Annotated in this window: 1 protein-coding gene; it reads left to right on the forward strand. The window is 62.3% G+C overall.

Features of this window, described 5'->3' with window-relative positions:
- Window positions 1–151: 151 nt before the first annotated feature.
- Window positions 152–414, forward strand: a 263-nt coding sequence (locus RM844_RS33110) for a SpoIIAA family protein (protein WP_311671122.1), incomplete at its 3' end; no start/stop codon positions are given.

The raw sequence follows: 414 nt of genomic DNA on the forward strand, positions 1-414 counted from the left end.
TGCTCCGGGTAGCCATGGCGGATGGACCAGGGCCGGCGTCAAACCCGACAACATGCCGTCGGAGATTTCCAGCCGCTGGGAGTCTTCGCGTTCCTGAATCACCTGTCGGCGATCGGGTGCAGACTCAAGGCGTGAGACGGGAGGAGAACCGATGATCGACGTTCTTCCCGACATGCCCAAGGGTGTTTTCGGGATCCAGGTGTCGGGCCGGGTCCGCGGCGACGACCTCCGCGAATTCCGGCCGACGATGGACGCACTGTTGGAGACCGGCGAGATCCGGATCGTCGAAGTCATCTCATCCGATTACGAGGGCTTTGGACCCGGCGGTCTGGTGGAGGATCTGAACCTCGGCTTCGGCAGCCTGCTGCGCCATCACTCAGCGTTCAAACGGATCGCGGTGGTATCCGATATGGA

The organism is Streptomyces chisholmiae (genome assembly GCF_031845445.1).
Lineage (GTDB): Bacteria > Actinomycetota > Actinomycetes > Streptomycetales > Streptomycetaceae > Streptomyces > Streptomyces chisholmiae.